Here is a 23,688-nt window from a genome sequence, read left to right on the forward strand (position 1 = left end):
GAGGGGCGCGCTCGGCGGATGGGGCCTTATCGCGCGTTGACATCCCAGGGCAGGCATCGCAAAACAGCGGTGATTTGACCGCAACTGGAGTTTGCCGGAAACGATGCGCGACGAATTGCTCCCCGGAAAAGAAGTGTCCTTGCGTAAATGGGGGATGTTTCTCGCGATATTGGCCGGCGCATACGTCTTCGCTCCCGGTAAGGCTCACGCAGATTTTCGCGTCTGCAACGCGACCCAGACCCTGGTCGGGGGCTCGATCGGCTACCGCACTTCCGAGGGCTGGGTGACCGAAGGGTGGTGGCAGATCCCCGCGAATTCCTGCGCGACCCTGATCGAGGGGCCGCTGCAGTCGCGGTATTATTATCTTTATGCGGAGGATGCCGGCGGCGGGGGGCGCTGGGGCGGCGATATCAACATGTGCGTCGCCGATAACGAATACCGCATCGTCGGCGTGAAGGACTGCTTTGCTCGCGGTTTCCAGCGCGCCGGATTCAAGGAATACGATACCGGGCGGCAACGCAGCTGGATGGTCCAGCTTTCGGACGCGCCGGCTCCGGGGGAAAGTCAGAACTGATGAAACGACTTCGCAAGGTCAAGATTCTTGCCACACTCGGTCCCGCCTCTTCCGAGGAGGACATGATCGAGAAGCTTCACGAGGCCGGGGCGGACCTCTTCCGCATCAATATGAGCCATTCGAGCCACGAGCTCATGCGCACGCTGGTTAAGCGTATCCGCGCGGTCGAGGAGCGCTCGGGCCGCCCGATCGGCGTTCTGTGCGACCTGCAGGGTCCCAAGCTGCGCGTCGGCAAGTTCAAGAACGGCACGGAACAGCTCGAAATCGGACAGACCTTCACGCTCGACAACAAGGACGAGCCGGGCGACAACACCCGCGTCTACCTTCCACATCCCGAAATTCTTGAGGCCGTCCAGCCCGGTCACCGCCTTCTCATCGACGACGGACGGCTGCAGCTTCGCGCCGAGAAGACCGACGGCAAGTCCATCACCTGCGTGGTGGTCAACGGCAACAAGATTTCCGACCGCAAGGGCGTCAGCCTGCCCGATACGACGCTCGGTGTCGGCGCGCTGACCGAGAAGGACCGCAAGGACCTCGATGCCGTTCTCGCCGTCGATGACGTCGACTGGGTGGCGCTGTCCTTCATCCAGCGTCCCGACGATCTGGCGGAGGTCCGCAAGATCGCGCGCGGCCGCGTGGGCCTGATGTCGAAGATCGAGAAACCGCAGGCGCTCGAATGCATCGACGAGATCATCGAGCTGTCCGACGCGCTGATGGTCGCGCGCGGCGATCTCGGCGTGGAAATGCCGCTTGAATCGGTTCCCGGTATCCAGAAGCAGCTCACGCGCGCCTGTCGCAAGGCAGGCAAACCGGTGGTCGTGGCCACCCAGATGCTCGAATCGATGATCTCCGCGCCGGTACCGACCCGTGCGGAAGTCTCCGACGTGGCGACCGCCGTGTTCGAGGGTGCCGATGCCGTGATGCTGTCGGCCGAATCCGCTGCCGGCGACTATCCGGTGGAAGCGGTCTCGACGATGGCGGCGATCGCCCGGCGCGTCGAGCGTGATCCGAACTATACGGGCATCATCTATGCCCAGCGCCCGCAGCCGGAAGCCACCGGTTCGGACGCCATTTCGCTGGCTGCCCGGCAGATCGCGGAAACGCTCAATCTCTCGGTTATCGTCACCTACACCTCGTCGGGATCGACAGGATTGCGCGCCGCGCGCGAGCGCCCGCAGGTGCCGATCATCGCCCTGTCTCCGGTCATCCAGACGGCGCGTCGCCTGTCGGTTGTCTGGGGTTTGCACTGCGTTGTGACCGATGACGCCAAGGATCATGACGATCTCGTCGATCGCGCCTGCCGTATTGCCTATCGCGAGGAATTCGGCAAGCCGGGCGACCGCATCATCATCTCCGCCGGCATCCCGATCGGCACGCCCGGTTCGACCAACATGCTCCGCATTGCCTATATCGGCTCCGACGGCATGAGCGGCCACTGAGCGCGGTACCTATCCGGTCCTGATCAATCGCAGCGCACGTCGTTCTCGGCGATGCGCTGCGATACGTTTTCGGCCAGCGCCTGCAGGTCGCGGTCCACTCCGCCGAGCTTTTCGATCGCGGCGATCGAAAGGTCATTGGCGATATAGTCGGGCTTGTGGCCGAGATTGCGCACCGTCACAAGTTCCGCGCCGTCAATTTCCCTCTTCAGCCCGGCCGAATGGATTTCGGGCGCCACGACATCGTCGCTGTCGCCGGTGATGACGACGGTCGGCGCATTGATCTCGGTATAGCGTGGCGCAACTTCCCGGAGATAGGCGTTGAGTTGGGTCAGGTCGCGGGCGTTGGCGCGAAACTCCGTCGGACGAAGAACCATTTCAGCGCCCGTTTTCTCGATGTAGCCGTCCGGTACGGGATTGGGCGCGAAGACGCAGGCGACGCCCGTCTTCACCATGTTCAGCCCCGCGGGAAGCGTCAGGGTCTCGGCGAAGAACCGGCCGATTACCGGAACGGAGGCGAGGTCGTTGTACCACGCGACGCCGCCTGGCCAGGGATGGGTGGCCGGCGACAGGAACAGGAGGCCTTGGGTCATCTCCGGGTGGGCGAGCGCAAAGCTTGCAATCACCGACCCGCCATAGGAATGGCCGATCATGATCCCGCGCTCGATGCCGTAATTCTTCATTGTCGCGGCGATGGCGCGCGCCTGTCCGCCGGGTGTGTCATAGGCCTGGCCGTCACGTTCCGACCAGCCGTGGCCGGGGCGATCGATGAACAGCATCTCGGCGCGGCCTTGGAGCCTTGCGGCAAAGGCTTCGTACTGGTCACGCAGATTGCCCGACGCGCCGTGGATGAAGATGAGCGGGGGCAGATCGGCGGTCTCGCCGGCGGGAATATGGACGGCATGCATACGGATACCGTCCGCCTCGCTGAATGTGCCGAGCGGCGGATAGCGTTCAGAAATGCCGCGCGCCTTGATATAGGTGAAGGAAAAGCCTGCGAGGAGGATCGCGGCCAGGAGGACGAGAAGGCTTGTCATGAAAACTCGGAACATCGGCAAAAGGGCAGGGACATGTGATTGCGGGATGGTTGAGGCTATTTCCTAGCATACGTGCATCCCATGCCAACGGTTTCAACCGCCCGGAACTGTTTGTCTTGCACAGCTCCCACCCAGGCGGTTGGGCCGGAGCCCGAATTTTCGGGGCGCCGTTTACTCGAATATCACCTCGGAAATGAACGCTTCCCGCCGGCGATAGCGTGCGGCAATGAGCCCGGATAGCTTTGACTTGCGCTGCAAGTCTGGTGATAAGCGACGAAGCTGTCGACCAATGCAGGACGGGCGCCACGGAACATGTCGGAAACAGTCACACGCAAGAGGGGACGCAAGGCCTCCCTCTCCAGGCCGATGATCCTCGATGCGGCAGTGGCACTGATCGAGAGAAACGGTGTCGGCGCCTTGTCCATGCGCAAGCTCGCTGCGCGTCTCGGCGTGGAGGCGATGTCGCTCTACTACCATGTGTCCTCGAAAGACGAGCTGGTCGATGCCGTGGTCGACCGCCTGGTGCAAAAGATAGAGCCGCCGGCCCCCTCCGGGGACTGGAAGGCCGATATACGGACCATCGCCGCGGATTTTCGCGCGGTCGCCGTCCGCAGCCCGAATGTGGCGACCATTCTCCTGTCCCGCCAGGTTTTCACCACCGGCGTTCTGACCCTCACCGATGCCGTGCTTGCGGCGCTCCAGCAGGCAGGGCTCGACACGGAGCGCTCGGTCTATGCGGCGCGGGCGATCCTCTCCTATGTGATGGGCGCGCTGTTGCGCGAGGTGCATCCGGATGCCGCAGCCGGTGTCACCAGAGAGAAGATGGACCGGCATGCGCAGGCCATCGCCATGGCTCATTTGCCGAACGTCGCTGCCGCCGCACCGCAATTGCTGCGTCGCACGGGCGAGCCGGAATACCGCTTCGGACTTGAGTTGCTGCTCGACGCGATCGAAGCGCAGGCACGGCGCTAGAATTTACCGCTTCTAGATCCCGCGGCCGGCGAGCTTGTCGGCCAGATCGCCAACCTTTTCCTGCGCCTGCCGGTTGGCGGGGTAAACCGCCAATACCTTTTCCCATGCCTTGAGAGCCAGTTCGTCATTCTCGTCGGCTTCAAAAATGGCGGCCATGCCGGACAATGCGCCGAAGTGCCGGGGCTCGATCGCGAGAACCCTGTTGATGTCGGCCATGGACGCGCCGAGATTGCCGCGCAGGAAGTGAAGCGTGGCACGCCTGTTCCAGCCTTCGACATAGTCGGGAAAGAGCGTCGTGACCTGATCGAGAAAATCGAGGGCGAGCGCCTGCTTCTTGTCCTCGACCGCCTTGTGCGACCACTGCATGAGCAGGTTTGCCGTCGCGCTGCCCGAATCGGTCCAGCGCTGAACGATGTCTGCAGAAATCCGCTTGGCTTTCCGAGGATCGCTCTCGCGTTTCAGGTCCGCAAGCAGCGTGTCCACCGTGATTTCGGCGCGGGGCGCTGCTTCCGGCGTCTTTGCGGGCGACGATTCGTCGGCAGGCTCGGTCACCGGTGGCGTTTCAGCGCGCACGTGCGGGGGGAGGGCTGCGACCAGTCCGGTCAGGAGAATCGCCTGAACTGCAAATGCAAAAAAAGCGCATGACGGCAAAATAGCCCGTCATGCGCTTTTTTCAAACACACAAAACAGTGACGTGCTGCCGATGCGGCGCACATCCACTGTCCGCGTCACTCAGCCCTGGCGGGCCTTGAAGCGCGGGTTCAGCTTGTTGATGATGTAGATACGGCCCTTGCGGCGAACCATACGGTTGTCGCGGTGACGTGCCTTGAGAGCCTTGAGTGAGTTCTTGATCTTCATTGTTCCGGTCCGCAGTCTTTTGGCTTTTGGCCTGATCAATCAAAAGCGCGCCGCAGGGGCGCGCTCAACAGTTGGGTGGCATGTACCGTCAAAGCCCGGAGCTGTCAACTCCGGCGGCGCCTGTGAGGCGGGTGAAATGCCCCATTTTCCGGCCCGGGCGGGCTTCCGCCTTGCCGTAATGGTGGACAAGCACGCCCCGCTCCCCGGCAAGCCGGGGAAGTTCGTCGATCTCGTCGCCGATGAGATTCTGCATCACGCAATCGGAGTGACGGGCGAAATCCGGCAGCGGCAGGCCGGCAACGGCGCGGATATGGGCCTCGAACTGCGAAACCGTGCAGGCGGCCTCCGTCCAGTGCCCGGAATTGTGAACGCGCGGGGCGATTTCGTTGACCAGCAGCCGGTGCCGGTCCCCATCGCGCACGGCAAAGAATTCCACCGCCAGAACGCCGACATAATCGAGCGTTTCGAGGAAGGAGGAGATGATGGCGAGCGCGCCGTCCATTGCTGCGGGCTCGATCCGGGCAGGAACGGTGGAGGTGTGGAGGATGTGATGGCGGTGAACGTTTTCCACCAGATCGAAAGCCTGAATGCTGCCATCGAGGCCTCGGGCGGCGATGATCGAGACTTCGCGATCGAAATGCACGAATGATTCGAGGATCGCCGGTGCGCCCTTCATCGCGGCGAAGGCTGCATCGGCATCCGCTTCAACCGCGATCCGGGCCTGGCCCTTGCCGTCATAGCCGAGCCGGGTGGTCTTCAGGACAGCCGGAAGGCCGGTCTTGCTGATTGCGGCATCGAGATCGGCGCGGGTTTCGACGGCCGCAAATTCCGCGGTCCCGGCTCCGAGCTTGCGGGCGAGCGCCTTTTCCAGAAGCCGGTCCTGCGCGGTGCGCAGCGCCTTCGACCCCGGACGGACCGGGACAAGGCGTTCGAGATGCTCGACCGTTTCGACGGGCACATTCTCGAATTCATAGGTGACCGCGTCACACATTCCGGCGAACTGGTCCAGGGCCCCGGTATCGTTCCAGGCGTTCGCGAAATGCCGGTTGGCGACCTGCGCGGCCGGCGCCTGCTCGTCCGGATCGTAGATCGCCGTGCGGTAGCCGAGACGGGCAACGGCCATGGCGAGCATGCGTCCGAGCTGGCCGCCGCCGAGAATGCCGATCGTCGAACCGGGCGCGAGGGGCGTTGCAGTCATGTGTCAGCCCTCGTTGGACGGTTTTTCAGCCACCGCAGCGGTGCGCGCGGCGCGCCATGCGTCGAGCTTTTCGGCGAGTGCATCGTCGGAAAGCGCGAGAACCGCGGCGGCCAGAAGGGCGGCGTTGGAGGCGCCCGCATTGCCGATGGCAAGCGTGCCGACCGGGATGCCTGCGGGCATCTGGACGATGGAGAGAAGGCTGTCCTCGCCCGAGAGCGCGCGCGACTGAACCGGAACGCCGAAGACGGGGAGGGGCGTGAGCGCGGCTGTCATCCCCGGAAGGTGGGCTGCACCACCGGCGCCGGCGATGATGACCTTGAAGCCTTCGGCCTTCGCGCCCTTGGCGAACTCGTACATGCGGTCGGGGGTGCGATGCGCGGAGACGATCCGCGCATCATAGGCGATGCCGAGTTCGTCGAGAATGTCGGCTGCGTGCTTCATCGTCGGCCAGTCGGACTGGCTTCCCATGATGATGGCGACGGGGGGCGTGCTCATGGCGCTTCAGGTCTCCCGGTGTGAGGGATTTCGTCTCAAACTCTGGGTCTTCATTCCTCATCGAACCGCGCAATGCAAGTGCGTGCAGGGTCGCGGCGGGGGAGGAGTGCCGGGTGAGGGCGAAATCGAAGGCTTCGAAGAACTCGATGATCGCGAATCGTCCGTTGCGCCATCCACAGTTTATCCCCCGTCTGCGCCTCGGATCCGCACCGTGAAATCAGGGGTGTCAACAATCGCCTGCGGTTCTTTGTCATGGTTTCTGAACGCGGTGATTGGTGCAGCAAAAATGCCGTCTCCCTTGTCCGCCGCCAGCCGGATTCCCCATCCTGCTCCGGACACATTCCGGTGTGTCGCAGATCGGCAGGCCGGCATGGGATGCCGGGCGCTTGCGGAGAAACGGCCGGGCTCCGGCCAGGTGGTCATGTCCATGATCGTCCTGCCGCGCGAATGCGGCAATGCAAGCGCTGGAGATCTGCTCTCTCCGGCGCGGCCGGGACGGGCCGTGCCGCATCCTGCAATGCCCGAGAGTGAATAAAATCAGGCGATTATATCGGGGATGATCTGATCTTCGAGCTTGGACATCTTGTCCTTGATCGCAAGCTTCTTCTTCTTCATGCGCTGGATGCGCAACTGGTCACAGCCGACTTGGATCATGGCGTTGATCGCCGCATCGAAATCTTCGTGTTCATGACGCAAACGCGCCACCATCATTCTCAATTCCGCCTGTTCCTGATCGGACATGCGAGCTTACCCCATATCTATCCGCTGCAGCCTGCCAGGCTGCGCGTCATCTCCGTCGATCAGGCGACGGACTCGTGCCGGACGATCTATCATGAACACGCATTAACTGGAAGTTACCCAGGGACAAGAATTCGCCTTCGACATGGAAAGGGAATGGTGGCAGAGTGGTACCTGCCTCTCAACCAGTCGTGCTGGTGAAGTCACCGGTGCGACGCCAACAGAAGGAGTTGCCCATGTCGGTACAAGCGCATCTTGAATCGCTCGAGAAGAAGCACGGACAATTGGAAGAGGAACTCCGCAACGAGCTAGGGAGTCCCTCTGCAGCCGATGGTGCCATCGCTGAGCTCAAGCGACGCAAATTGCGTCTCAAGGATGAAATCGTTCGCCTCAAGGATGAGGTGGTACGGCATTAACCCGCTGACATGACAGCCGCGTGACAGGGTGGGCCCGAAACCGGCAAACCCGGCGCGCATCGATTGAAAAGTCGAAATCACACACTCGCCGTTCGCCCGGTCACATCCCGGGGCGGACGGCTTTGGTTTTTCAAGGGCGGTAAAGTGGCCGTCGAAAGCACATGGCCACTGCAAGTCTAGGTTTTCTGCAAGTCTCGGTCTTCAGGACCAGAACTGATCCAGCCAGATATTGAGATGGGTAAAGCCCTCGTCGTCGATCGAATAGATCCGACGGGTGCCGCGCGCATTGACCTTGACCAGACGGTTGTCCAGCAATGCCTTGAGATGCTGCGAGACGGCCGGGCGGGAGATGGGCAGGCCCTCGGCAAGCTCGTTGACCGTGCAGGGGCGGCGGCGCAATTCCTCGAGGAGGTAACGCCTGTTCGGATCCGCAATGGCAGCAAACGCGTCTATACCCATGCGGGTGACGCTATGGCATTCGACCACAGGCGGCAAGCAGTTTGTGCGCTGCAGCGCAGGGGGCACGGTTCACGGTGCCTTACGGTCAAGCCTTGCCGGCAATCTCGTTGCGCAGCGCGAATTTCTGTATCTTTCCGGTCGATGTCTTGGGAACGTCGCGAAAGACGACCTTCCGCGGACATTTGAAGCGGGCGAGCAGGCCCTGGCAATGGGCGATCACCTCTGCTTCCGTCAGCGTGGCGCCGGGCTTGAGTTCGATGACGGCGCAGGGGGTTTCCCCCCACTTCTCGTCCGGATAGGCGACCACGGCGCAGGTGGCGATCGCGGGATGCTTGTAGAGCGCGTCCTCCACCTCTATCGACGAAATGTTCTCGCCGCCCGAAATGATGATGTCCTTCGAGCGATCCTTGAGCTGGATATAACCATCCGGGTGCATGACGCCGAGATCGCCGGAATGGAACCAGCCGCCTTCGAAGGCCTTGCGGGTTGCTTCGGGGTTTTTCAGATAGCCCTTCATGACGATGTTGCCGCGGAACATGACCTCGCCGATCGTCTCGCCATCCGAAGGCACGGCTTCCATGGTTTCGGGATCGCGGACGGACAGGTCCTCGAGTGACGGATAGCGCACCCCCTGGCGGGCCTTCCTGGTGGTGCGGGCCGCCTTGTCGAGGGCATCCCACTCCGCTTTCCATTCATTGACCACCGCCGGGCCATAGGTTTCCGTCAGGCCGTAGAGGTGAACGACCTCGAAGCCGGCCTCGGCCATGCCGGCGAGCACGCTTCCGGGCGGAGGCGCTGCAGCGGTGTTGAAGCTCACGGTCTGCTCGAAATCGCGTTTTTCGGCCTCCGGCGCATTCAGCAATGTCGACATCACGATGGGCGCGCCGCAGAGATGGGTGACGCCGTGATCGGCAATGGCATCGTACATCGCTTTCGCGCGGACCCAGCGCAGGCACACATGGGTGCCCGCGACCACGGCAAGGGTCCAGGGAAAGCACCAGCCGTTGCAGTGGAACATCGGCAGGGTCCAGAGATAGACCGGATGGCGGCCCATCCCGGACGCGATCACGTTGGCGTAGCCCATCAGCGCGGCGCCGCGGTGATGGTAGACGACGCCCTTCGGATTGCCTGTGGTGCCCGAGGTGTAATTGAGGGAGATCGATTCCCATTCGTCAGCGGGTCCGTCGCGAGTGAAATCGGCCGCGCCGGAGGAGAGGAATTCCTCGTAGTCCCTGCTGCCTATCCGATCGCCCTTGGGGAAGGGGGCATCGTCGGGAAATTCCGTGTCGTCATAGTCGATGACGAGCGGCCTGACGGTGGCGAGTTTCAGCGCCTCGCTCACGATGCCGGAAAATTCGCGGTCGACGATGAAGATCTTCGAATCCGCGTGGTCGAGCTGGAAGGCGATGATCGCCGCATCGAGCCGGGTGTTGAGCGAGTGAAGCACCGCGCCGGTCATCGGCACCCCGTGATGGGCTTCCAGCATGGCGGGCGTGTTCGACAGCATCACCGACACGGTGTCGCCCTTGCCTATGCCTTCTGCGGAAAGGGCGCTCGCCAGTTTGCGCGAGCGTTCGTAGAAGTCGCGATAGGTCAGGCGCATGTTGCCATGGATGATGGCGACGTGATCGGGGAAGACGAGGGCCGCGCGCTCGAGATGGGTCAGCGGCGTAAGCGGCTGGTAATTGGCCGGATTGGGATCGAGGTTCGTCTCGTAAGGGTTCGTCACGCGCATTCCTCCCCGTTTCAGTCCCGAAATTGCGCGCATATGACCACCGGGAGGTGTCCTTGTCACGCCGGAAATTGGTCTGAGGAAAGTGACCTGTCAGCCGACGATGCCGTCATGGATCAGCTTGAACGATGTCAGCAGCACCATGACATACATGACCGGATAAAAGACCGTGGGCTTCATCCGCCTGACGATCAGCGCGCCGATGATGGTGGCAAGCGGGGCGATCGGGGCGAGTACGGCGGCGGTCTTGAGGTTCGTCGCGTCGAATTCGCCGAGCGCGAAATAGGGAATGACCTTGATCGCGTTGACGATGGCGAAGAAGCGCACCGATGCGCCGGTATAGGTCTTGGGATCCTGCCCGAGCGGAAGGGTGTAGAGCTGGTAGGGCGGCCCGCCTGCGTGGGAGACGAAGCTGGTGAAGCCCGAAAGCGTGCCGCATATCGCACCCCAGATCGGCCGATGTCCGCGCGGCGGGGTCTTCTCGTCCTTGCGCCGGTCGTTGAACGTCTTCCAGAAATACTGCAGGGAGAAGGCGAGGGCGACGATCCCGACGATCAGCTTGATCAGCGTCTCGGTCACCCAGGCGGCCGTGAACCAGCCGATGGCGATGCCGATGATCGCGCCCGGAATCATGATGGTAAGCGTGCGGCGGTCGTTGTGATGCCGCCAGGCCCAGAGGCTCACCAGATCCATGACGATCAGAATCGGCAGCATGATGGCTGCCGCCTGGACCGGGGGGATGGCAAGCGCGATCAGCGGAACCGCGATCACCGCCATGGCGCCGCCGAGCCCGCCCTTTGACAGGCCGACGAGAAATACCGCCGGAACGGCGACAAAATAGAAGAATGGATCGGTAATCATGAGGGGACAGTTGAACCTGGTGGGCTCCCGGTCTATCCCGTCGGCATCGACTTGGCCAGACCGGCCGGTCACATCATATTCGGAGAGATCCAATGTCCGACGTGTCGGAAAGATGCCGCCTGGTTCTGATCGCGCCTGCAACCGATACGGCCGAGGCGCTGGCGGGGCAGCTCGAAACAGCGCTTGCAGGCGGCGATGTCGCCTCGGTGGTGCTGGTCCAGCGCGAACTCGATGACAAGAGCTTTCAGGATCACTGCGCCGTTGCGGTGCCGGTCATCCAGAAGGCGGGGGCTGCGGCACTCGTTGCGGGCGATACCCGCGTCGCCGGCCGCGTGAAGGCCGATGGCATCTTCGTGACGGGCGGTGTCGAGGAGCTTCGCGAGGCTGTCGAGAAGCATGCGCCTGCCATGATCGTGGGCGGCGGGAACGCCAAGGAGCGCCATCCGGCGCTGACCATGGGCGAGGCGGAGCCGGACTTCATCTTCTTCGGCAAGCTCGATGGCGACATCAAGCCCGAGCCCCACAAGAAGAATACCGCGCTCGCCGAATGGTGGGCCTCGATGGTCGACATTCCCTGTATCCTGATGGGCGGTTCGGACGCGTCGCATGCGGTCGAGCTGGCGCAGACCGGCGCGGAGTTCATTGCTTTCGGAAAAGCCGTTTTCGACGCGGAAGACAGCCCGGAAGCGGTCGTTTCGCGCATCAATGCAGATCTTGACGAAAAAGCGCCACGGTTTGAGGATTAAGGGCGCTTATGGAACACGCCCTTCGCAAAGCCGGACTAGTCGCTGCCACAGCCGCTCTCGCGGCGGTTCTTTCGTGTTTCATCGCGCCCGTCCATGCGCAGGAGACCAAAGCGGCCGCAGCCCAGGAGGCTGAAGCCGGACCACCTGCCGGTGGCGGCGAAGGCGACGATGAATACAAGACGCTTGCCCAGGAACTCGATCTCAAGCCGCAAGGCAGCCAGGTGCTGCGTGCGCCGACGGACGATCCGGCACTTCCGCTTCTGGATACCGCGATCGATGCCACCAAGCGCGCTTACAGCGCCTATCAGCGCGGCTATTATCTGACGGCCATGGAACTCGCGCTGAGCCGGGCACAGATCGGCGATCCGGCGGCGCAGACCCTGGTGGCCGAGCTCTTTGCCGAAGGCCTGGGTGTGGCGCGCGACATGGAAGAGGCGGCCTTCTGGTACAAGCAGGCTGCGGACAACGGCAATTCCTCGGCGCAGTTCAAATATGCGATCATGCTGCTCGAAGGGAAATATGTCTCCCGCGACGAGGCGGAGGCGAAGGAGCTGATGCTGAAGGCGGCCGATGCCGGCAATGCTTTCGCGCAGTTCAATCATGCGCAGTCGCTGGTCGCCCGGCATCCCGGGGATGCGGGGATCCAGAAGGCGCTGCCCTATTTCGAAAAGTCGGCCAGGCAGGGCGTGGCGGATGCGCAATATGCCCTGGCGCAGATCTACATGAATTCGCTCGGAATTACGCAGGAAAAGCGCGATCAGGCCCGCAGCTGGATGCAGCGGGCGGCGCTGGCCGGTTACGATACCGCGCAGCTCGATCTCGCCATCTGGCTGATCGACGGCGTCGGCGGAGACAAGGATTACGACCGCGGTTTCAAATGGATGGAAATCGCGGCCAATCGCGGCAATGTGGTGGCGCAGAACAGGCTCGCCATTCTCTACGTCAATGCCATCGGTACCCGGCCGGACCCGGAAGAGGCGGCGAAATGGTACATCATCTCCAAGCGTGCCGGATTCAACGATCCCGGGCTCGACGATTTCTACCAGGGGCTGACCGCCGAACAGCAGAAGGCGGCCATAGAACGGGCCAACAAATTCGCCCGGCGTTAATCAGGCCGGTCGGGCAGGCTTGAAAAAGACCGGCAATTATGGTCTTGAGGCCGCCATCAAGGCCGAAGGTCGGTCGCAATACTCCAATCGCGGACAAGTTTCATGAAGATCAACGGAAACGAAATTCGGCCGGGCAACGTGCTCGAACACAATGGTGGCCTCTGGGCGGTGGTGAAGACCAATGCGGTCAAGCCCGGCAAGGGCGGCGCTTTCAACCAGGTCGAAATGAAGAATCTCATCGACGGCACCAAGCTCAACGAGCGCTTCCGTGCATCGGAAACCGTCGAGCGCGTGCGCCTCGAGCAGAAGGACTTCCAGTTCCTCTACGAAGAGGGCGAGATGCTGGTCTTCATGGATACCGAATCCTACGAGCAGCTCGAACTCCTCAAGGAATTCGTCGGCGACCGCCGCGCCTTCCTGCAGGACGGCATGATGGTGACGGTGGAACTGTACGAGGAAAAGCCGATCGGCATTTCGCTTCCCGATCAGGTGACCCTCGAGATCGCCGAAGCCGATCCGGTGGTCAAGGGCCAGACCGCGGCATCCTCCTACAAGCCGGCCGTTCTCGAAAACGGCGTGCGCGTGATGGTGCCCCCCTTCATCTCGTCGGGCGAGAAGATCGTCGTCGACACCAACGAACTGACTTATCTTCGCCGCGCCGACTGAGCCATCTGGCTCCCGGCAGGTACATGAAGCTCCTCGAGGAATACTGACATGGCGCGTTCCGCCCTTCTCAATGTGATGGTCCAGGCGGCGGTGAAAGCCGGCCGGGGCCTGTCGCGCGACTTCGGTGAAGTGCAGAACCTTCAGGTCTCGCTCAAGGGGCCGGGCGACTATGTCAGCCAGGCCGATCGCAAGGCCGAGCAGACGATCCGCCACGAGCTGATGCGCGCGCGGCCCACCTACGGTTTCCTCGGCGAGGAAAGCGAAGAGGAAAAGGGCACCGACGGCGCGCATCGCTGGATCGTCGATCCGCTCGACGGCACGACCAACTTCCTGCACGGCATACCGATCTTTTCGGTATCGATCGCGCTCGAACGCAATGGCGAGATCGTCGCCGGCGTCGTCTACAACCCGGCGATGGACGAACTCTACACCGCCGAAAAGGGCGGCGGCGCCTTCATGAACGACCGCCGCCTGCGCGTGGCCGCGCGCCGCGTGCTCTCGGATACCGTGATCTCGACCGGCGTACCGCATCTCGGCCGGGGCCATCACGGCAAGTATCTCGTGGAACTGCGCAACGTCATGGGCGAAGTGGCGGGCATCCGCCGGCTCGGCTCGGTGGCGCTCGATCTCGCCTTCGTGGCAGCCGGTCGCGTCGACGGTTTCTGGGAAGAAGGGCTGAATGCCTGGGACATCGCGGCGGGACTTCTGCTCGTTCGCGAGGCGGGCGGTTTCGCCAGCGACAAGGCGGGCGGGCGCGACGTGCTCGAAAGCGGCAGCATCGTTGCCGGCAACGAGCATATCCACAAGGCACTTCTCGACGTTCTCAAGAAGCCTGTCTCCTGATCAAGGCTTGCGAACCGGTGCCGCCTTCGCGACGGCGCCGGTAATTCGATCAGCCAACGCTTTCAATTTGACTTAATTTTCGGTTAGGTTCTTTCCCGGAACCGGCTGGCGCGGCTTGTGTTTCTGTATTGAAACGCATGCGGCGCCCTTGGCCGCAAACAACTGGGAATGATTGGCGTATGGAGAAAGTATCGATGTCCGGCTGGGGCATATCCGACGATGACGGCGGCGCAGATCCGCACAAATTGTCGAGCCCCATGGTCTTTTTCTGGAGCATGGTGATCTTCCTGATCCTCACAGGCTTCGTCGCCGCCATTCTCTACCGTCAGATCCAGGCCGCCTTCATGTCGAATCCGGGGCTCAACGGCCTCATTCTCGGTGTTCTGGCGGTCGGTTGCGTTCTCGTCTTCATCCACGTTCTGCGGCTTCGTCCGGAGGTGCGCTGGGTCAATTCCTTCCGGGCGGCGGGGAGTGCGGACAAGGTGGGGCGTGAACCCGTCCTGCTGGCGCCGATGCGTGCATTGATCGGCCGGCGTCACGATATGGCGCTGTCGACGAGTTCGCTGCGCTCGATCCTTGATTCGATCGCGACACGGCTCGATGAATCCCGCGATATTTCGCGCTATCTCATCGGGCTTCTCGTCTTTCTAGGCCTGCTGGGTACCTTCTGGGGCCTGCTCGGCACCATCGGCTCCATCAACCAGGTCATCCAGTCGCTCGATCCCGGTTCGGGCGACACGAACGATGTTCTTTCCGCGCTCAAGACCGGTCTGGCCGCACCGCTCGACGGCATGGGCACGGCGTTTTCCTCGTCGCTCTTCGGTCTGTCCGGTTCGCTGGTACTCGGTTTCCTCGACCTCCAGGCGGGGCGTGCGCAGAACCGGTTTTACACCGAACTGGAAAACTGGCTTTCGAGCATGACCGATCTGGGGTCGGAAGTCGGCGGTCACGCCCTGAGCGAGGGGACTTCGGAAGAGATCAAGGTTCTCTCCGACAAGCTGCAGAAGATCTCCTCGGAAGGCGGTTCGACACAGCGGACGACCGCTGCCATGGCCAGCCTCGCCGAGGGCATTCAGGGGCTGGTGAAGAACATGCGCAACGAGCAGCAGATGCTGCGCGACTGGATCGAGGCGCAGCAGGAAGAATCCCGGAAGATGCGTGAAACGCTCGACAAGCTCGCCGACAAGATAGGGGACAAGTAGGGATGGCGCTCGCGCGCAATCGCCGCCGCGCAGGCGGTGTGGATTACTGGCCCGGCTTCGTCGATGCTCTGTCGACGCTGCTGCTTGCCATCATGTTCCTGCTCACGGTCTTCGTGCTGGCGCAGTTCTTCCTCAGCCGCGAGATTTCCGGCCGTGATCAGGTGCTCAACCGCCTCAACAGCCAGATCAATGAACTGACCCAGCTGCTGGCGCTGGAAAAATCCTCCAAGCAGGATCTCGAGGACGCGCTGGCCAATATGCAGGCCTCGCTTTCTTCCGCAGAGGCCGAGAGAAGCAGGCTCCAGCAGCTTCTCGATTCAGGCAGCGGCACGGCGGATGCGGCGCAGCAGAAGATCGGCGCGCTGACGGATTCTCTCGATGAGGAGAAACAGGTTTCCGCCCGCGCGCTGAGCCAGGTCGAACTGCTCAACCAGCAGATCTCCGCATTGCGCAGCCAGCTGGCGGCGCTGGAGGATGCGCTCGAGGCATCCGAATCCAAGGATCAGGCAAGTCAGGCGAAGATCGCCGATCTGGGCAAGCGACTGAACGTGGCCCTGGCCCAGCGGGTGCAGGAACTCAATCGCTATCGTTCCGACTTCTTCGGCCGCCTGCGCGAAATTCTTGCCGGCCGCGACGACGTGCGCGTGGTGGGCGACCGCTTCGTCTTCCAGTCCGAAGTGCTGTTTCCCTCGGGCGGGGCCGAACTCAACCCTGCCGGACGGCAGGCCATGTCGCAGCTCGCAAGTGCCATTCTCGAGCTTGCTCAGGAAATTCCCGACGAGATCAACTGGGTTCTGCGGGTCGACGGCCATACCGACAACGTGCCGCTTTCCGGCAATGGTCAGTATGCCGATAACTGGGAACTGTCCTCGGCGCGCGCGACATCGGTGGTCAAATATCTGATCTCGCAAGGCGTGCCGGCCAATCGTCTGGTGGCGGCCGGATTTGGTGAATTCCAGCCGATTGCCGAGGGCGACAGTCCCGAGGCGCGTGCCACCAATCGCCGTATCGAGCTGAAGCTGACGGAGCGGTGATCAGGCCGCGCGCGGTTTGATCGCCGAGAGGTCGCCGCCGATCTGGCGGCGACGCTCCATCAGATCGTGGTCGGCCTGAAGACCCAGAAAAAAGCCTTCTGAAAGCCCAAAATAGCGGGCCAGCCGCAGATCTGTATCGGCCGTCACAGAGCGTTTGCCGAGCACGATTTCGTTGATGCGGCGCGGCGGTACGTTGATGGCGCGCGCCAGAGCGTTCTGACTGATCTCCAGCGGATCAAGAAATTCTGCCAGAAGAATTTCTCCCGGGTGTGGATTGGGAAGCTCGTTAGTCATGATAGTCGACGATTTCGACATCTCCCGGCCCTCCTTCATTCCATTTGAAGCAGATCCGCCACTGCTCGTTTATCCGAATGCTGAACTGGCCTTTCCGGTTGCCTTTCAGCGCTTCAAGGCGGTTTCCAGGCGGTATGCGCGTGTCCTCAATCGTCCGGGATTGATTGAGCAGACGAAGTTTGCGCAAGGCGACCGCCTGGATGTCGACGGGAAGCTTGCGGCTACGCCTGCCGTTCCAGATCGTTTCGGCTTCCCGGTCAGCAAAGCTGCGGATCATGTTCCAAGTATAACGCGACCCGTTATGTAACGCAATGCGTTGTGACAGGCTACTTAGCCGCCACCAGTGCCTCCGCGCCGCTTTCGAACTGCAAGCGGGCGAGGCGGGCGTAGAGGCCGTCCTTGCGCACCAGGCTTTCGTGATTGCCGTCCTCGACGATCCTACCCTTGTCGAGAACGAGGATGCGGTCGGCCTTGAGCACGGTCGCGAGACGATGGGCGATCACCAGCGTGGTGCGGTTTTCCATCAGCTTTTCGAGGGCCGTCTGGACCATGGTCTCACTCTCGGCATCCAGGGCCGAAGTCGCCTCGTCGAGAAGCAGGATCGGGGCGTCGCGCAGGATGGCGCGGGCGATCGCGATGCGCTGGCGCTGGCCGCCCGACAGCGTGATGCCGCGTTCGCCGAGCTGGGTGTCGTAACCGTTTTCAAGCGACATGATGAATTCATGAGCCTGGGCGGCGCGGGCCGCGGCCTCGATCATTTCGGGCGTCGCGTCGTCACGGCCGAGCGAGATGTTCTCGGCCGCCGTGGCCGCGAAAATCGTCACGTCCTGCGGCACCAGCGCCAGGCGATCGCGCAGCGCTGCCGGGTCGGCTTCGCGCACATCCACCCCATCGATCAGCACCCTGCCGGTCAGCGCATCGTAATAGCGCAGGATGAGCGAGAAGACAGTGCTCTTGCCCGCACCCGAGGAGCCGACGATAGCGACCGTCTGACCCGGTTTGACGTCGAAGGAGACGTCGTGAAGGGTGGGAAGGTCCGGGCGCTGCGGATAGGCGAAAGACACCGAATCGAAGGTGACCTGGCCCGCAGCGGGGACGGGGAGAAGCGTGGGGGAGGCGGGCGCGGTGATCGCAGGCTCCTCGTCGAGGAGTTCGCCGATCCGTTCGGCAGCGCCGGCAGCGAGCGAGATTTCTCCCCAGACTTCCGAAAGCGCACCGAGCGCGCCGGCGGCAAATACCGAGTAAAGCAGGAACTGGCCGAGCGTGCCGGCGGTCAGTTCGCCGGAGAGCACCGAATGGGCGCCGTACCAGAGAACGCCGACGACACTGCCGAAGGCGATGGCGATGGCAAAGCCGGTCAGGACGGAACGGGCGGCAATGGCGCCGCGGGCGGCGCGGAAGGACGAATCGACGGCATTGGTAAAGCGCCACCGGGCAAGGCTTTCGGCGTTGAAGGCCTGGATCGTGCGGGTGGCGCCGATGGTCTCGCCGGCCAGCGTCATGGCTTCGGCCAGCGTGTCCTGCGCTTCGCGTGACCGCTTGCGGACCTTGCGGCCGAAGCCGACGATCGGAAAGACGATCAGCGGAATGGCCGCCACCACGAGGAGCGACAGTTTCGGCGAGGTGATGAACATCATGCCGATGGCGCCGGTGCACAGGATGATGTTCCTGAGCGCTACCGAGGACGTCGCGCCCACGGTCGACTTGATCTGCGTGGTGTCGGCGGTCAGGCGCGAGACGATCTCGCCGGAGCGATTGGCGTCGTAGAAGGATGCCGAGAGGCCGGTCACATGGGCAAAGACGTCGCGGCGGATATCGGCGACAACCCGTTCGCCAAGCGTTATGACGAAGTAATAGCGCCCGGCCGAGGCGACGGCCAGTACGCCGGCCAGAATCAGCAGCATCGAGAAATAGGTGTTGATGAAGCCGGAATCGCCGCCGGTGAAGCCGTTGTCGATCATTCGGCGCACCGCCATCGGCAGCGTGAGCGTCGTGCCCGCAGCAAGCGCGAGAAAGACGAGGGCGCCGAGAATCAGGCGCGGATAGCGGCCCAGATAGGGGAAAAGGCGGGCGAGGGGCTTGATCGAACGGCGCCTGGCGCTGCTCTCGGACGGCTGATCGGTCACACTTTGTCCTAACGGCTATGCTGTATCGAATGTGGGCCTTGTATCGCGGGTGCGCTTCATGTATAGGCTCGACACCGAATTTGGAAGCCGTAGGGCAGGTGCTCTGCGGCTTCATTCACGCATCAGGCCGATTTGCCGCATCCATTTGCCGGGCGAGGCCTACAGATAACGGCAGGACAGATCGATGAAGGCAGACATCCATCCCGAATACCACACCATCAAGGTCGTCATGACCGATGGCACCGAGTACACGACCCGTTCGACCTGGGGCTCGGAAGGCGAAACCATGAACCTCGAGATCGACCCGACCTCGCACCCGGCCTGGACCGGTGGCAACCAGCACATGCTGGACCGCGGCGGCCGCGTCTCGAAGTTCAAGAAGCGCTTCGAAGGTCTCGGCCTCTAAGCCGACCGAAATCTCGCCGGGCAGCCGGCATACGAAAACCCCGCCGATCCGGCGGGGTTTTTTGTTGGCGGGGAACCGCTTCCCGCAAGGCCCTGTATTTTTGCCTGTCGCTTCGGGGGTATGGCTCTCGCCGACGGGGCACAGGTCGCACGGAGCGGGCGGGCCCTATGCATCGCGCCTTCGGATGGCCGATGAAAGAAGGCCCGATCTATTCCGCCGGGATCAGGGCAGGGCGCTCGACGGCCTTCTCGCGGATCGGCCAGTGCACGGCGGCGGCGAAGAGGCCGAGAACGACGCCGAGCCACCAGACCGGATCGTAGCTGCCGAAATGGTCGTAGAGGTAGCCGCCGAGCCAGACGCCGAGGAATGAGCCGATCTGGTGATTGAGGAAGACGATGCCGCCCAGCATGCCCAGATGCCGTGTGCCGAACATGATGGCCACGAGTGCGTTCGTGGGAGGCACCGTGGACAGCCACAGCAGCCCCATGGCGATCGAGAAGACGATCACCGAGAGGCCGGTCTGCGGCAACAGCAGGAAGGCCGTCACCACGACCGAGCGGGCAATGTAGATCCAGGCCAGGAAATGCGGCTTGGAGTGGCGCTGTCCGATAAAGCCCGAGGCGAGCGAGCCGATGATGTTGAAGAAGCCGATCAGCGCGAGCGCGATCACCGCATAGGAGGCGTCGATCCCGATATCGCCGAGATAGGCCGGGAAGTGCGCCGTGATGAAGGCGACCTGAAAGCCGCAGACGAAGAAGCCGCTGACGAGCAGTATGTAGCTGCGGTGACCCAGCGCCTCCTTGAGCGCCTCGGCGGCGGATTGGGCGATCTCGTCGCGCGACTGGCTGCCGGACGACGAGTTGCCGCGCAGCGGAATGCCCAGAAGGGGAACCAGCAACATCAGCGCGGCCATCCAGATCAGCGCTTCGGACCAGCCGAAGGCGTCGATCAGGCCCTGGCCGAGCGGTGCGAAGACGAACATGCCGGCCGAGCCGGCCGCCGTGCCGATGCCGAAGGCGAGCGAGCGCTGCTCGGGCGCGACGTTGCGGGCGAAGGCTGCAAGGATAATGCCGAAGGAGGCGGACGCCACGCCAAGGCCGACCAGCATGCCGCCGCCCACGTGAAGCCAGATCGGCGAAGGTGCGACCGACATGATCACCAGGCCGCTTGCATACATGAGGCCCGAGAGTGCCAGAACGCGCCAGGTGCCGTATTTGTCGGCGAGCGCGCCGAAGAAGGGTTGTCCGATACCCCAGGCGAGGTTCTGCAGCGCCATGGCAAGGCCGAAGGTCGTGCGGTCCCAGCCCTTTTCGGCGAGCATCGGCAGCTGGAAGAAGCCCATGGCCGAGCGCGGCCCGAAGGTGAGCATGGCGATGGCGCAGCCTGAAGCGATGATCAGCAGAGGAAGCGCCGGGGATCGACTTGTTGCGGAAGTGTCGGTCATTGCTCGGATCTCCAGGGGCGGGCGCCATTGCGCGGATCGACAGAAGCTATGCGATCCTTTGCCGCACACAAGTTCATAATTCCGATCATACTATCAAATTCGTTGAACTTCCGGCGAGAGGCCAACTCTTCCACAGGCCCGGCGCGCGGTATTGTACCCATCCCATTCGGTCGATAAGTATTCCGTGAAATGGATTTCGGAAGGAATTCTGCTTGGATATTATCGGCCTGTTCATCCTCGGCGTCGTCTTTCTCGCTCTCTTCGGCTTCCTCTCCCTCAAGAAACGGGTTCGGGCGCTCGAGCGCGATCTGCAAGCCGTGGAAGAGCGTTTGGCGCAGCTTGGGATATCGGGGATGCAGCCCGCGCCGGAGGCCGATCCCCATTCCGAACTGTCCGAAGCGGCTGCTGCCCGCACGCAGAGCGATAAAGCGTCTGCCTCCGAACCGGAGGTCGCCGCCGCCGTGCCGCCGCCGCTTCCGCCGGCACAAGCCGCGCAAGACACCGAGGCCCGAGGCGGCTTCGACCTCGAAAGCGCGATCGGCGGGCGCTGGTCCGTCTTGCTGGGTGGCGTGGCCATAGCGCTGGGTTCGCTGTTCCTGGTGCGTTACTCGATCGAAGCCGGGCTTCTCGGGCCCGGGGCGCGGGTCACCGGCGGCATATGCCTTTCCATCGGACTGTTCGCGGGCGGAGAATGGCTCCGTCGCAGGGACACGCGCGAAAACCTGCCGTCCTTCACCAGCGCGGACATTCCAGGCATCCTGACCGGAGCCGGCGCGGTTGCGGCTTTCGGTACGACATATGCCGCCCATGCGCTCTACGGCTTTATCGGCGCGGGTATCGCCTTTCCCCTGCTGACGCTCATCGGTCTCGCGAGCCTTCTTCTTGCCTCTGTCCATGGGCCGAAACTTGCCGCCATCGGCCTGCTCGGCGCCTATGGTGCGCCGTTGCTGGTCCATTCGAGCACGCCCAATATGCTGGCCATGACGCTGCATGTCCTGGCCGTCACCGCCAGCGTGATGTCGGTCGGCCGGATCCGGCAATGGAAGTGGGTGCTGATCGGCGGAGCCGTCGGTTCCCTCGGCTGGACCGCGGCGCTCATTGGCGTCATTCCCTACACGGATGAATGGTTTGTCGCCTTTCACGTGATCGCGGTGGCGATCGTGCTCGTCATCGGTTTCGGCTGGGGGCAGGAACGTCCAGCCGAGACCGTAGGCCAACCGACCAACCATGTGGCGATCACAAGTCTGGCTGTTCTGGCCCTGATCGCAGGCGTTTACGAGTTCTCGCTGGAAGCGCCCGCCAATTCGGCAATCGCGCTTGCGACGGGGGGTATTCTCGTTCTTTCCGCCTTCCGGTTCGCGGGCATGGCGCCGCTGGCCCCATGGGCTGCGGTTCCCACGACCTTCCTCGCCGGCGCGCTCTATCTCGGGCGGATCGACGACCCGGCAATCTTCGACGATCTCGCGAACGGCACGCCACCGATCCCGCCGGACATCCCGGCCTTCCTGACCGCCTGCCTGGTGCCGCTAGTGCCCGTGGCGCTCGTCGCGCTGTGGACCTCGTGGCGTACGGGACGGCATGCGCCCCGGACATCGGGCTATCTGGCGATTTCGTTTGCGCTGGTTGCGCTGCTCGGTCTGATTGCCATCTATCTCCGGATTTCGGATTGGGAAACAAGCTTTGGAACCGGGTTCGCGGCGCTGGTGCTTGCGGTGGTCTGCGTGGGCCTCACCGAACAGTTCGGCAAATTGCGTCCGGGCGACTGGAAGGCTCCCGCACCCGCGGTCTTCGCCGTGACGGCGATTGCGGCGCTGGCGCTCGCCATGGGGGTGGTGACCACGAAACTCTGGTTGCCGCTCGGCATGGCGCTGACGAGCGCCGGTGTCGCCTGGGTTCATCGCAGCCGCCCCTTTGCTGCGCTGCCTGTCGTGGCGGTTGTTCTGTCGGTCCTTGCCTTTTCGGGCCTCTTTTTCAACATTCCGTTCGACGGCGAGACAATCGGCACGACGCCGTTCCTCAACAAGCTGATCCTGATCGCAGGCCTTCCGGCTGCCGCCCTTCTTCTCGGTGGAAAATGGATGCGGCGCAGCGGTGCCGGTCTCTGGGCGTCGCTTCAAACCGCTGTCGGGCTTGCGCTTCTGGCCCTGTTCGTCGCGCTCGAACTGCGCCATTTCATCACCGGCGGAGCAATCGGCTCGCCGTCCTTCGGCCTTGCCGACATGGCCGTGCAGTCGATTGCGGCACTTGGCTTCGCCATCGGGCTGCAATTCCTCGCGCGGCGCAATGCGGGCGCTGTCTACGATGTCGCGGCGCTGGTCGCCGGTGCGCTCGGCGTGGCCATGCTGCTCTTCGGTCTCGGCCTCGCCTTCAACCCGCTGCTGAGTTCGGAAAATGTCGGCGAGGGCAGGGTATTCAACCTGCTGATGCCGGCCTATCTCGTGACTGGCCTGATGGCGGCCGTCGTCACCCGGCTCTCGACCGGCGTGCGGCCGCGCTGGTACCGGATCGGCTATGGTGCGACGGCCGGCATCCTCCTGTTCCTCTATGCGTCCCTGATGGTCCGTCACGGTTTTCAGGGCGGCCGGCTCGGCATTCTCCGGTCGTCGAGCGACGCCGAGGTCTGGACCTATTCCATCGTCTGGCTGATGCTTGGCGGCGCATTGCTGGCGGCCGGGCTCCGTACCCGTTCGCTGCCGATGCGCATCGCCTCCGCCGCCGTCATCCTGCTCACGGTGGCCAAGGTCTTCATCATCGACATGTCGGCACTTACCGGCGCGCTCCGCGCCTTTTCCTTCATCGGGCTGGGTCTGGCGCTGGTCGCGATCGGGCGTTTCTATCAGCGTATCCTGCTGAGAGGGAGGAACGACGGCGCGCCGCGGAAGCCGCCCGAATTGCCGGTGCCCGGGTCCGAGGAGCCGCGGCCCGACGGCGGCTGACGGCTCACAGCGTCTATCGCTTCCTGCGCGAATGTGAACGCGACCTCCCGCGCCGGTGACTTGCAATCGGGGGCGGGAGACCCTATTTCATCGACATCCGGCTAAC

General features: G+C 63.1%; 26 protein-coding genes. 13 read left to right on the forward strand and 13 right to left on the reverse strand.

Annotated features, from left to right (window positions below; genetic code table 11):
• The first annotated feature begins 154 nt into the window (after positions 1-154).
• The gene (locus E2A64_RS11130; RefSeq protein WP_133285033.1) at positions 155-574 is read left to right on the forward strand and encodes a DUF1036 domain-containing protein; all 420 of its coding nucleotides are present in this window, start codon (positions 155-157) and stop codon (positions 572-574) included.
• Positions 574-2,013 carry a pyruvate kinase gene (pyk, locus tag E2A64_RS11135; protein WP_133284566.1) on the forward strand — a complete coding sequence of 480 codons (1,440 nt, stop codon included), beginning with the start codon at positions 574-576 and terminating at the stop codon, positions 2,011-2,013. The genes E2A64_RS11130 and pyk overlap by 1 nt, the downstream gene beginning before the upstream one ends.
• A 23-nt stretch (positions 2,014-2,036) precedes the next feature.
• Here the strand turns inward: pyk and E2A64_RS11140 are convergent, their stop codons facing one another.
• On the reverse strand, positions 2,037-3,047 hold the full coding sequence (locus E2A64_RS11140) for an alpha/beta fold hydrolase (RefSeq protein WP_244598253.1): 1,011 nt from the start codon (positions 3,045-3,047) through the stop codon (positions 2,037-2,039).
• Positions 3,048-3,359: 312 nt separating this feature from the next.
• On the opposite strand from E2A64_RS11140, the gene E2A64_RS11145 reads away from it, so the two are divergent.
• Positions 3,360-4,019 (forward strand): TetR/AcrR family transcriptional regulator C-terminal domain-containing protein, encoded by a 660-nt coding sequence (locus E2A64_RS11145; RefSeq protein ID WP_133284568.1) that lies wholly within the window; start codon positions 3,360-3,362, stop codon positions 4,017-4,019.
• Between the two features lie 12 nt (positions 4,020-4,031).
• On the opposite strand, the gene E2A64_RS11150 is transcribed toward E2A64_RS11145, so the two are convergent.
• The 4 genes from E2A64_RS11150 to purE form a co-directional block, all read right to left on the reverse strand.
• Positions 4,032-4,670 carry a tetratricopeptide repeat protein gene (locus E2A64_RS11150; protein ID WP_133284569.1) on the reverse strand — a complete coding sequence of 213 codons (639 nt, stop codon included), beginning with the start codon at positions 4,668-4,670 and terminating at the stop codon, positions 4,032-4,034.
• A gap of 81 nt (positions 4,671-4,751) precedes the next feature.
• Positions 4,752-4,877, reverse strand: a complete 126-nt coding sequence (ykgO, locus tag E2A64_RS11155) for a type B 50S ribosomal protein L36 (protein WP_133284570.1) — start codon at positions 4,875-4,877, stop codon at positions 4,752-4,754.
• Between the two features lie 88 nt (positions 4,878-4,965).
• Positions 4,966-6,075, reverse strand: a complete 1,110-nt coding sequence (locus E2A64_RS11160) for a 5-(carboxyamino)imidazole ribonucleotide synthase (protein WP_133284571.1) — start codon at positions 6,073-6,075, stop codon at positions 4,966-4,968.
• 3 nt (positions 6,076-6,078) lie between these two features.
• Positions 6,079-6,570: a 5-(carboxyamino)imidazole ribonucleotide mutase gene (purE, locus tag E2A64_RS11165; protein ID WP_133284572.1), complete on the reverse strand. Its 492-nt coding sequence runs from the start codon at positions 6,568-6,570 to the stop codon at positions 6,079-6,081.
• Here purE and E2A64_RS11170 point away from each other — a divergent pair.
• Positions 6,569-7,105 carry a hypothetical protein gene (locus E2A64_RS11170; RefSeq protein ID WP_133284573.1) on the forward strand — a complete coding sequence of 179 codons (537 nt, stop codon included), beginning with the start codon at positions 6,569-6,571 and terminating at the stop codon, positions 7,103-7,105. The genes purE and E2A64_RS11170 overlap by 2 nt on opposite strands.
• Before the next feature lie 2 nt (positions 7,106-7,107).
• Here E2A64_RS11170 and E2A64_RS11175 read toward each other — a convergent pair whose 3' ends face one another.
• The gene (locus E2A64_RS11175; protein ID WP_133284574.1) at positions 7,108-7,311 is read right to left on the reverse strand and encodes a YdcH family protein; all 204 of its coding nucleotides are present in this window, start codon (positions 7,309-7,311) and stop codon (positions 7,108-7,110) included.
• Between the two features lie 233 nt (positions 7,312-7,544).
• Here E2A64_RS11175 and E2A64_RS11180 point away from each other — a divergent pair, with 233 nt between their 5' ends.
• A complete protein-coding gene (locus tag E2A64_RS11180; RefSeq protein WP_133284575.1) occupies positions 7,545-7,724 on the forward strand; it encodes a YdcH family protein in 180 nt (59 codons plus the stop codon).
• A 201-nt stretch (positions 7,725-7,925) separates the two neighbouring features.
• Here E2A64_RS11180 and E2A64_RS11185 read toward each other — a convergent pair whose 3' ends face one another.
• From E2A64_RS11185 to E2A64_RS11195, 3 genes are all read right to left on the reverse strand, one after another.
• Positions 7,926-8,183: an ArsR/SmtB family transcription factor gene (locus tag E2A64_RS11185; RefSeq protein ID WP_133284576.1), complete on the reverse strand. Its 258-nt coding sequence runs from the start codon at positions 8,181-8,183 to the stop codon at positions 7,926-7,928.
• 85 nt (positions 8,184-8,268) lie between these two features.
• Positions 8,269-9,918 (reverse strand): acyl-CoA synthetase, encoded by a 1,650-nt coding sequence (locus E2A64_RS11190; protein WP_244598254.1) that lies wholly within the window; start codon positions 9,916-9,918, stop codon positions 8,269-8,271.
• A 90-nt stretch (positions 9,919-10,008) separates the two neighbouring features.
• On the reverse strand, positions 10,009-10,776 hold the full coding sequence (locus E2A64_RS11195; RefSeq protein WP_133284578.1) for a sulfite exporter TauE/SafE family protein: 768 nt from the start codon (positions 10,774-10,776) through the stop codon (positions 10,009-10,011).
• Between the two features lie 92 nt (positions 10,777-10,868).
• Here E2A64_RS11195 and E2A64_RS11200 point away from each other — a divergent pair, with 92 nt between their 5' ends.
• From E2A64_RS11200 to E2A64_RS11225, 6 genes are all read left to right on the forward strand, one after another.
• Positions 10,869-11,522, forward strand: coding sequence for a thiamine phosphate synthase (locus tag E2A64_RS11200; RefSeq protein WP_133284579.1), 654 nt, complete (start codon positions 10,869-10,871; stop codon positions 11,520-11,522).
• A gap of 8 nt (positions 11,523-11,530) precedes the next feature.
• Complete coding sequence (locus E2A64_RS11205; RefSeq protein WP_133284580.1) at positions 11,531-12,631, forward strand: tetratricopeptide repeat protein; 1,101 nt, start codon at positions 11,531-11,533, stop codon at positions 12,629-12,631.
• 102 nt (positions 12,632-12,733) lie between these two features.
• A complete protein-coding gene (efp, locus tag E2A64_RS11210; protein WP_133284581.1) occupies positions 12,734-13,297 on the forward strand; it encodes an elongation factor P in 564 nt (187 codons plus the stop codon).
• Positions 13,298-13,345: 48 nt separating this feature from the next.
• A complete protein-coding gene (locus tag E2A64_RS11215) occupies positions 13,346-14,140 on the forward strand; it encodes an inositol monophosphatase family protein (RefSeq protein ID WP_133284582.1) in 795 nt (264 codons plus the stop codon).
• Positions 14,141-14,319: 179 nt separating this feature from the next.
• Positions 14,320-15,342, forward strand: coding sequence for a MotA/TolQ/ExbB proton channel family protein (locus E2A64_RS11220; RefSeq protein WP_133284583.1), 1,023 nt, complete (start codon positions 14,320-14,322; stop codon positions 15,340-15,342).
• 2 nt (positions 15,343-15,344) lie between these two features.
• Positions 15,345-16,376, forward strand: coding sequence for a peptidoglycan -binding protein (locus tag E2A64_RS11225; RefSeq protein ID WP_133284584.1), 1,032 nt, complete (start codon positions 15,345-15,347; stop codon positions 16,374-16,376).
• Here E2A64_RS11225 and E2A64_RS11230 read toward each other — a convergent pair whose 3' ends face one another.
• The 3 genes from E2A64_RS11230 to E2A64_RS11240 are packed head-to-tail and all read right to left on the reverse strand — an operon-like array spanning position 16,377 to position 18,796.
• Positions 16,377-16,691 carry a HigA family addiction module antitoxin gene (locus E2A64_RS11230; protein ID WP_133284585.1) on the reverse strand — a complete coding sequence of 105 codons (315 nt, stop codon included), beginning with the start codon at positions 16,689-16,691 and terminating at the stop codon, positions 16,377-16,379.
• The gene (locus E2A64_RS11235; protein ID WP_133284586.1) at positions 16,663-16,947 is read right to left on the reverse strand and encodes a type II toxin-antitoxin system RelE/ParE family toxin; all 285 of its coding nucleotides are present in this window, start codon (positions 16,945-16,947) and stop codon (positions 16,663-16,665) included. The genes E2A64_RS11230 and E2A64_RS11235 overlap by 29 nt, the downstream gene beginning before the upstream one ends.
• Positions 16,948-16,996: 49 nt before the next feature.
• Positions 16,997-18,796, reverse strand: a complete 1,800-nt coding sequence (locus E2A64_RS11240; RefSeq protein WP_133284587.1) for an ABC transporter transmembrane domain-containing protein — start codon at positions 18,794-18,796, stop codon at positions 16,997-16,999.
• 184 nt (positions 18,797-18,980) lie between these two features.
• On the opposite strand from E2A64_RS11240, the gene rpmE reads away from it, so the two are divergent.
• Complete coding sequence (gene rpmE / locus E2A64_RS11245) at positions 18,981-19,202, forward strand: 50S ribosomal protein L31 (protein ID WP_133284588.1); 222 nt, start codon at positions 18,981-18,983, stop codon at positions 19,200-19,202.
• Positions 19,203-19,410: 208 nt separating this feature from the next.
• Here rpmE and E2A64_RS11250 read toward each other — a convergent pair whose 3' ends face one another.
• Positions 19,411-20,646, reverse strand: a complete 1,236-nt coding sequence (locus E2A64_RS11250; protein ID WP_133284589.1) for an MFS transporter — start codon at positions 20,644-20,646, stop codon at positions 19,411-19,413.
• A gap of 212 nt (positions 20,647-20,858) precedes the next feature.
• On the opposite strand from E2A64_RS11250, the gene E2A64_RS11255 reads away from it, so the two are divergent.
• Entirely contained in the window at positions 20,859-23,582 is a 2,724-nt protein-coding gene (locus tag E2A64_RS11255) for a DUF2339 domain-containing protein (RefSeq protein WP_133284590.1), read from the forward strand.
• Positions 23,583-23,688 lie beyond the last annotated feature (106 nt).

Origin of the sequence: Pseudohoeflea suaedae (genome assembly GCF_004354915.1) — a bacterium.
Lineage (GTDB): Bacteria > Pseudomonadota > Alphaproteobacteria > Rhizobiales > Rhizobiaceae > Pseudohoeflea > Pseudohoeflea suaedae.

Excerpts from the sequence above, each read along its gene's own strand:
- E2A64_RS11160 (WP_133284571.1), bottom strand. The coding sequence starts at position 6,075 with ATGACTGCAACGCCCCTCGCGCCCGGTTCGACGATCGGCATTCTCGGC.
- E2A64_RS11195 (WP_133284578.1), bottom strand. The coding sequence starts at position 10,776 with ATGATTACCGATCCATTCTTCTATTTTGTCGCCGTTCCGGCGGTATTT.
- E2A64_RS11235 (WP_133284586.1), bottom strand. The coding sequence starts at position 16,947 with ATGATCCGCAGCTTTGCTGACCGGGAAGCCGAAACGATCTGGAACGGC.
- E2A64_RS11230 (WP_133284585.1), bottom strand. The coding sequence starts at position 16,691 with ATGTCGAAATCGTCGACTATCATGACTAACGAGCTTCCCAATCCACAC.
- E2A64_RS11200 (WP_133284579.1), top strand. The coding sequence starts at position 10,869 with ATGTCCGACGTGTCGGAAAGATGCCGCCTGGTTCTGATCGCGCCTGCA.
- rpmE (WP_133284588.1), top strand. The coding sequence starts at position 18,981 with ATGAAGGCAGACATCCATCCCGAATACCACACCATCAAGGTCGTCATG.
- E2A64_RS11175 (WP_133284574.1), bottom strand. The coding sequence starts at position 7,311 with ATGTCCGATCAGGAACAGGCGGAATTGAGAATGATGGTGGCGCGTTTG.
- E2A64_RS11140 (WP_244598253.1), bottom strand. The coding sequence starts at position 3,047 with ATGACAAGCCTTCTCGTCCTCCTGGCCGCGATCCTCCTCGCAGGCTTT.
- E2A64_RS11215 (WP_133284582.1), top strand. The coding sequence starts at position 13,346 with ATGGCGCGTTCCGCCCTTCTCAATGTGATGGTCCAGGCGGCGGTGAAA.
- E2A64_RS11250 (WP_133284589.1), bottom strand. The coding sequence starts at position 20,646 with ATGACCGACACTTCCGCAACAAGTCGATCCCCGGCGCTTCCTCTGCTG.
- E2A64_RS11145 (WP_133284568.1), top strand. The coding sequence starts at position 3,360 with ATGTCGGAAACAGTCACACGCAAGAGGGGACGCAAGGCCTCCCTCTCC.
- E2A64_RS11220 (WP_133284583.1), top strand. The coding sequence starts at position 14,320 with ATGGAGAAAGTATCGATGTCCGGCTGGGGCATATCCGACGATGACGGC.
- E2A64_RS11185 (WP_133284576.1), bottom strand. The coding sequence starts at position 8,183 with ATGGGTATAGACGCGTTTGCTGCCATTGCGGATCCGAACAGGCGTTAC.
- efp (WP_133284581.1), top strand. The coding sequence starts at position 12,734 with ATGAAGATCAACGGAAACGAAATTCGGCCGGGCAACGTGCTCGAACAC.
- E2A64_RS11180 (WP_133284575.1), top strand. The coding sequence starts at position 7,545 with ATGTCGGTACAAGCGCATCTTGAATCGCTCGAGAAGAAGCACGGACAA.
- purE (WP_133284572.1), bottom strand. The coding sequence starts at position 6,570 with ATGAGCACGCCCCCCGTCGCCATCATCATGGGAAGCCAGTCCGACTGG.
- E2A64_RS11205 (WP_133284580.1), top strand. The coding sequence starts at position 11,531 with ATGGAACACGCCCTTCGCAAAGCCGGACTAGTCGCTGCCACAGCCGCT.
- ykgO (WP_133284570.1), bottom strand. The coding sequence starts at position 4,877 with ATGAAGATCAAGAACTCACTCAAGGCTCTCAAGGCACGTCACCGCGAC.
- E2A64_RS11170 (WP_133284573.1), top strand. The coding sequence starts at position 6,569 with ATGGCGCTTCAGGTCTCCCGGTGTGAGGGATTTCGTCTCAAACTCTGG.
- E2A64_RS11225 (WP_133284584.1), top strand. The coding sequence starts at position 15,345 with ATGGCGCTCGCGCGCAATCGCCGCCGCGCAGGCGGTGTGGATTACTGG.
- pyk (WP_133284566.1), top strand. The coding sequence starts at position 574 with ATGAAACGACTTCGCAAGGTCAAGATTCTTGCCACACTCGGTCCCGCC.
- E2A64_RS11130 (WP_133285033.1), top strand. The coding sequence starts at position 155 with ATGTTTCTCGCGATATTGGCCGGCGCATACGTCTTCGCTCCCGGTAAG.
- E2A64_RS11190 (WP_244598254.1), bottom strand. The coding sequence starts at position 9,918 with ATGCGCGTGACGAACCCTTACGAGACGAACCTCGATCCCAATCCGGCC.